The 6,695-nt window shown below is 68.4% G+C and carries 6 protein-coding genes; all 6 read right to left on the reverse strand.

The window, feature by feature from the left end:
• Positions 1 to 2: 2 nt before the first annotated feature.
• Positions 3 to 1,877, reverse strand: a complete 1,875-nt coding sequence (gene selB, locus DFR40_RS11245) for a selenocysteine-specific translation elongation factor (protein WP_121458601.1) — start codon at positions 1,875 to 1,877, stop codon at positions 3 to 5.
• Positions 1,874 to 2,422 carry a flavodoxin family protein gene (locus DFR40_RS11250; protein ID WP_121458602.1) on the reverse strand — a complete coding sequence of 183 codons (549 nt, stop codon included), beginning with the start codon at positions 2,420 to 2,422 and terminating at the stop codon, positions 1,874 to 1,876. Before DFR40_RS11250 ends, selB begins: the two co-directional genes overlap by 4 nt.
• An 85-nt stretch (positions 2,423 to 2,507) precedes the next feature.
• Positions 2,508 to 3,842 carry an NAD(P)/FAD-dependent oxidoreductase gene (locus DFR40_RS11255; protein ID WP_121458603.1) on the reverse strand — a complete coding sequence of 445 codons (1,335 nt, stop codon included), beginning with the start codon at positions 3,840 to 3,842 and terminating at the stop codon, positions 2,508 to 2,510.
• A 131-nt stretch (positions 3,843 to 3,973) separates the two neighbouring features.
• The gene (selA, locus tag DFR40_RS11260) at positions 3,974 to 5,371 is read right to left on the reverse strand and encodes an L-seryl-tRNA(Sec) selenium transferase (protein ID WP_121458604.1); all 1,398 of its coding nucleotides are present in this window, start codon (positions 5,369 to 5,371) and stop codon (positions 3,974 to 3,976) included.
• Between the two features lie 45 nt (positions 5,372 to 5,416).
• A complete protein-coding gene (gene fdhE / locus DFR40_RS11265) occupies positions 5,417 to 6,322 on the reverse strand; it encodes a formate dehydrogenase accessory protein FdhE (protein WP_121458605.1) in 906 nt (301 codons plus the stop codon).
• Between the two features lie 122 nt (positions 6,323 to 6,444).
• On the reverse strand, positions 6,445 to 6,695 hold a 251-nt coding region (locus DFR40_RS11270; protein WP_483964160.1), incomplete at its 5' end, for a cytochrome b family protein.

The raw sequence follows: 6,695 nt of genomic DNA on the forward strand, positions 1-6,695 counted from the left end.
AGCTATCCGAATTGCTCCGGCGTGCCGCGCAACACATGGGTGTCGCGCACCCGGCGAGTGTAGCCGATGCGGTCGAAGAATTCGAGAATGTGGATGGCCACCTTGCGGCCGCCGCCGATCACGTCGCGCAGCGGCGCGGCGCGGGCGCAGCCGTCGCGTTCGTTGAGGGCGGCGACATGGCGGGCCAGCGCGCCGACGGCCTCGGCGGTGAAGTAGTGATCGTGCGCCACCGGCCAGGCTTCGCCGTGCCGGGCGATGCGCTTGAACAGCGCACGCACGGTGTCCTCGGCGATGCCGGTGGCTTTGGCGACATCGCGCACGCGCGGCGGGTTGTAGGGCTCGGCGGCGAGCAGCGGCAGCAGTGTCTGCCACAGGTCGCGGTCGGCGGCGGCGAGTTCGACGCGATGGCCGGGCAGGTGCAGCCAGGCGTTGCTCTGGGCGACCTCGCCGCTGGCCAGGCGTTCGCCGAGCAGCGCGTCGAAGGCGGGCCTAGCCAATGTCGGCAGCGTCAGCCGGCGCAGGCGGTCGCGCTCGACGCCGGTGAGGTCGGATGCGCGCTCGTGTTCCGCGGCCAGCGCCGCGAGCAAGCGCTCACCCAGGGCCTGCCAGCCGGCAGCGGCGAAGGCGGTGTCGCCGACCGTGCGCAGGCCCAGCCGCTGGCAGATTTCAGCCAGCGTCGGTGCGTCGAGGTTGCGGTTGAGCGCGTACGCCGCCAGGTCGACGCCGGCCGGCTGCTGTTGCGCGGCCAAGGCCAGCGCCACCGCCGGATCGGGATCGGCCAGCGCCGCCAGCATTGCCAGACGCTCCGGGCTCGATTTGCGCCGTGTCGGCGGCGCGCTGTCGAGCACCGTGCCGCCGGCAATGGTGTGGCGGGCAGCGGCGTCGCGCAGGATGAAGCGGTCGCCGGCGAGCGCGCCGATGTCACGGTCGACGTGGAGTTGCGCCCAGTTTTCGCCGCCGGGCGGGATCTCGTCGGCGCCGAGCAGCGCCACCCGCGCCGGCACATCGCTGGCGCCGAGGTGCAGGTGCACCTGCGTCCAGTGCTTCAAGGCCGGCTGCCCGGCGAGCACCCGCAGCTTCGCGTCGAAACGGCGCAACGGCCGGTGCAGCGGCGGCGCCAGCAGCCACTGGCCGCGCTCGACTTCGCCTTTCTCGATACCAGCCAGTGCCAGCGCGATGCGCTGCCCGGCCTGGCCGGACTCGGCCGGCGCATCCTGGGCGCGCAGGCTGCGCACGCGCACGGGCTTGCCGCTCGGCGACAACAGCAGCTGATCGCCAACCCGGACGCGGCCGGCGAAGGCCGTACCGGTGACGACGGTACCGGCGCCGGCGAGCGTGAAGCAGCGGTCGACCGCCAGCCGGAAACCGCCGGCCACCTCGCGCCCGATCTGGGCAGCAGCGACGGCCTCAAGATGCGCGCGCAGTTCGGCAATGCCGGCGCCGCTGACCGCAGCGACCGTAAACACCGGCGCCCCGGCGAACGCGGTATCCGCGAGCAGCGCTTCGATTTCGGTTTTTGCCGTTTCGACGCGGTCGACCGTGACACAGTCGGTCTTGGTCAGCGCCACCGCCCCCCGGCGAATACCGAGCAGTTCGACGATTTCCAGATGCTCGCGGGTCTGCGGCATCGGCCCGTCGTCGGCGGCAATGACCAGCAGCGCGAAGTCGATGCCGGTGGCGCCGGCGAGCATGTTGTGCACCAGCTTCTCGTGCCCCGGCACGTCGATGAAGCCGAGCGTGGGCGTGTAGGCGTAGCCGAGATCGACGGTGATGCCGCGCGCCTTCTCTTCCTTCAGGCGGTCGCAGTCGACGCCGGTCAGCGCCTTGACCAGCGTCGTCTTGCCGTGGTCGATGTGACCGGCAGTGCCGACGATCATGCGGCGAAGAAGCTCTGGGCGGCGGCCAGCGCTTCAGTATCGGCGAGGACCGCGCCGGGCGCCCCGCCCTTGCCCCACAGCGGCGGCCGGAACTCCATGGCGAGGAATTCGGCACACAGCCGGTAGCTGTCGAACATCGGCTGCGCCTTCTCGCGGCTGCCGCTGGTGGCGATCACCCAGAGCCGCTTGCCGGCCATGGCTGCCTTGAAATCGACGCCGGGCACGCGCAGCCAGGCGCTCCAGTGGTCGAGGTAGGTCTTCAGCGGCGACGGCACCGAGAACCAGTAGACCGGCGAGACGAAAACGAGATCGGTGGCGGCCAGGGTCGCGTCGAGCAGCGTCTTCAGGTCGCCGGTCGGCGGCGGATAGCTGCCGGCAGTGTGGCGCAGGTCGACGAAGGGCGGCAGGTCGAGCTCGGCCAGCTTCAGCCAGCGTTGTTCGGCGGCGGCCGGCAGGCTGGCCGCGGCGTGCCGGGCGAGCGTCTCGCTGTTGCCGGTGTGGCCGGGTTCGCGGGTGGTGGCATCAAGGAAGAGGAAACGGGACATGTTGCGATGTCGGTTGGTTTGGAAAGAAGCCCATTCTGGCACGGCGGTTCCACGTGAAACCGCCGTGCTGCGGAAACGCCGGCGCTCAGCCGAACATGTCCTCGACCTTGCCGGCGAACCACTGGAAGTCCTCGGTCACCAGTTCGGGACGGCGCAGGTTGTCGTCGTCCTGGTCCTGGACGATCAGGCCCTTGTCGTTGACCCAGTACTTGAAGCGCACGGCAATCGCCTCCTGCGGCTGCGTCTTGACCATCATGAAGCAGAGGTTGTCGGGCAGCGCCGGCTTCAGTTCGCGGCCCTTGATGCGGTCGGTGATGTACTTGGCGACGATCTTCGCATGGGCGTTGGCGACGTGGCCGGCCTTCGGGTAGTACTTGAACAGCGGCGAGACGACGCCGACGGCGTCGCCGATCACGTAGGTATCCGGATCGTCCTTGAGGTTGAGGAAGAAGGGATCGACGCCGGCCCAGCCGGTCAGCTTGCCTTCGGCATCGCGGCCGATGACGCCGGCCTTCCAGGCCATGTCGCCGGCCTGGTGCGGGGCCATCAGGATCGAATGGTCGAACTTGAAGTCGCCGGCCGTAGTCTTGATCCGTTTGTTGAAGGGATCGACTTCCTGGATCTGCGCCTTGGGCACGTAGACGATCTGGTCCTTGTACAGCTCCTCGAAGGCGTCCTTGTAACCGCCGCCGATCGGCATGATGCTCGGCTTGGGATCGAGAATGGTGATCTTGCCCTTGATCTTGCGCTGCTTGAACAGGTCGGCGATCAGGCAGGCGCGCTCGTAGGGCGACGGCGGGCAGCGGTGCGGTGGCGGTGGCAGCGTCATCACCAGGTCGCCGCCCTGGAAGTTCTGGATGCCCTGCTTGAGCTTGAAGTGCTCGGCGGTCGGGATGTAGGCGGCGGGGAACATCGCCTTGGTGTAGTCGGCCGCCTTGCGGTCGTTGCCGAACCAGGCCTCATAGTTGTAACGGATGCCGGCGCCGACGATCAGGTAGTCGTAGTCGATCCAGCCCTGGGCGGTGACGACGCGCTTCTTGTCGCGCTCGAAGGCGGTGACCTCGGTCTGGATGAACTGGTAGCCGTACTTCTGGGCGACGTCGAGGTAGCTGAAGGTGAGGAACTGGGCATCGACGACGTCGACCAGCCACTTGTTGCTCATCGGGCAGGCGAAGAAGACCGGGTTGCGCTCGAGCAGCACGACGTCGAGGCTGGGATCGAGCACTTTCAGGTGCTTGGCCGCGGACACCCCGCCCCAGCCGCCACCGCAGATGACCACGCGCTTGCCGGTGGCCTTGGGCAGCAGCGGGTCGGACTGCATCTGGATCAGGAAAGGCAGCGGGCTGCTCGGTGCGGCGATGGCGCCGGTGGCCCCGAGCGCCGCCCCGGCGGCAAGGAATTGTCGTCTGTTGAAGTTCATCTTGTCGTCTCCATGATGTTAACCACCCGGGCACGGAGATGCCCGGATTTACGGGGTGGCGCCGAACGACGCCGGGGGTCGGGAATGGCGGGCGGTACGCGGACCGCCACACGTGGCCATTTCCGGAAAAACTACCGTTGCAATGCCGCCAGCTGGGCGACGAAGCGCGCCTCGTCCCTGGCTTCCAGGCAGCGCAGGTCGAGCCGGAAAGCATCGTCGCGGATAGCGCCGATCACCGGCTGCGGCAGCCCGCGGAAAGCGGCTTCGACGGTCGACAATGCTTTTCCCGGTTTTTTCGCGGTCGACCGCAAGACCAGCGCGGTCGACGCCAGCCGTTCGACCGGCAAGGCACCGCTACCGATCTGGCTGGCACAGTCCTCGAGCGCGACGACGAAGCCGCCACCGACCGCCGCCTGTACCGCCGGCAGCAGCCGTTCGCCAAGGGCCGCGATCTCGCTCGTCGGCCGGGTCAGCAGGCGCAGCGTCGGCAGTCGCTGACACAGGCGGTCGGGGTCGCGATACAGGCGCAGCGTCGCTTCCAGTGCGGCCAGCGTCGTCTTGCCGACGCGCAGCGCACGTTTCAGCGGGTTCTTCTTGATCCTGGCGATCAGGTCCTTGCGGCCGACGATCAGCCCGGCCTGCGGCCCGCCGAGCAGCTTGTCGCCGGAGAAGGTGACGATGTCGGCACCGGCGGCCAGCGCCTGCTGCGGCGTCGGTTCGGCGGGCAGGCCGAGCGCCGCGAAATCGGTCAGCGTGCCGCTGCCGAGGTCGACGACGAACGGCAGGCCGGCGTCGTGGGCGATTTTTGCCACGTTTTTCTCGTCGACCGTCGCCGTGAAGCCGGTGACGACGTAGTTGCTGGTATGCACCTTCATCAGCAGCGCGGTCTTCGCGCCGATGGCATCAAAGTAGTCCTTGGCGTGCGTGCGGTTGGTGGTGCCGATCTCGACCAGCTTCACCTGCGCCCGGCGCATCACGTCGGGAACGCGGAAGGCGCCGCCGATCTCGACCAGCTCACCGCGCGAAACAACCGCCTCCTTGCCCTGGGCCAGCGCGTTCAGCGTCAGCAGCACGGCGGCGGCGTTGTTGTTGACGATGGTCGCGGCAATGTCGGGCGAGCCGCCGGCGACCAGTTCGGCGAGCAGGCCGGAGACCAGGTCGTCGCGATCGCCGCGGCCGCCGGATTCGAGGTCGTATTCGAGCGCACAGGGTGAACGCGCAGCTTCGACCATCAGCGCGATGGCCTCTTCGGAGAGCAGCGCGCGACCGAGGTTGGTATGCAGCACGGTGCCGGTCAGGTTGAACACCGGCCGCAAGTTGGCGCGGGCAGCATCGGCAGCGCGGCGGCGGATGGCGTCAAGCAGCGTTCCCTCGTCGGGCAACGGCAGGCCGTGCTTCGCCCCCTCGCGGGCAGCGGCCAGCTCGGCGCGAACGCAGGCGGTCACCGGCTGGCGACCGTGCGCCTCGATCAGCTCGGGGAGTTGCTTGAGGACACGGTCGACTGCAGGAAGTCTTGAATTTTCGTTCATGGCTTTCACCCGGACCGGGCAGAAAGGTGGCGGGGAAGCCGCCGATCAGCCGCCATGCGCGCCAATCAGCAGCAAGTTGGGACCGGCCCGCTGGTAGCCGGCTTCGTCGACCAGCAGGTCGAGGGCGAGCGTCGCCAGATCGTCGGCGACCGGGTCCACGTTCGGGTCCTTGTCCTGATAGACGATCTTCAGGTAGCTCTGGCAGGCATCGCAGGTCTCGGCACGCACCGCGCCCTTGCTGCCTTCGAGCTCCTGGAGCGCAACCTGCTGGTCGGTATCGCAGGTGGTGCAGGTGGCGCGGGCAACGTTCCATTCGCTGTTGCACAGGCTGCAATGCAGGTAGCGCAGGTTGTTGATGGCGGCGCCAAGGCGGACGACACTGGCCACCGCCGGACTGCCGCAGCAGGGGCAGACATTGTGGGCGTCGAGCTTCTGCAGGTCGGCAACGTCGAGGCGGCTGGCCAGCACGGTATAGGCAACCTGCAGCGCGGCGGCGACAAAGGGCAGCGCGGCCGCATCGGCGGCCTCGATCTCGCCGTCGAGCAGCACATCGGCCATTTTTTCCAGTCGGGCATCGTCGACCGTCAGCAAGCCGGTCAGTGCCGCCCGCGCCGCCGGCGGTGCCTCGGCTTCGAGCTGGCCGGCGAGATGGCGCAGGATGGCGCGCCAGCCGGCCGGCCGGCGAGCCGGATCGAGCGGCGGCATGCCGTGCGTGCGCGCCTGCTGGCGCGCCGCCGCATCGGGCAACGGCAAGCCGGGGAGTGCTTTCAGCGCATCATGCTGGGCCTGGCTGAGGCGGCCGAGAAAGGCGAGCCAGTCGCCCAGGCTGTGTTCGCGCGCCAGCGCGGCGAAGCGGTCGGCACGGTCGACGAACAGCGTGCCGAGAGCCGGCAACAGGAAAGGCGCGGCATCTTCTGTCGGGGGATGGAAATCGATCGGTTGGCTTTGCATGTCAACTCAGAAAAAACGGGGGATGCGGGATGTTCTCCGCAGCGCCCCCTAAACGCAAGGTAAAGCAAATCGGAACCGCCGGAGTCCGGACGCTGCGGCAAACCGTGCGTCCGGACATCGGCTTACTTGCCGGTGACCTGACGGTACCAGCCGCGGTGATGCTGCTTGGCCCAGGCGCGGGTGACCGTGCCGTACCACATGGCGCGGATCGTTCCCTTGACCCAGATCGCGGCATAGACGTGCACCATGATCAGGCCGATCATCACCGCCCCGACAGCAGCGTGAACCACCGCCCCCAGCCGTACCAGCGTGATGTCGAAACCGAACCAGGCGCGCCAGATGAGCAGACCCGACACCGTCATCAGCAGCATGC

It is taken from the genome of Azonexus fungiphilus (assembly GCF_003634965.1).
GTDB classification, from domain to species: domain Bacteria; phylum Pseudomonadota; class Gammaproteobacteria; order Burkholderiales; family Rhodocyclaceae; genus Azonexus; species Azonexus fungiphilus.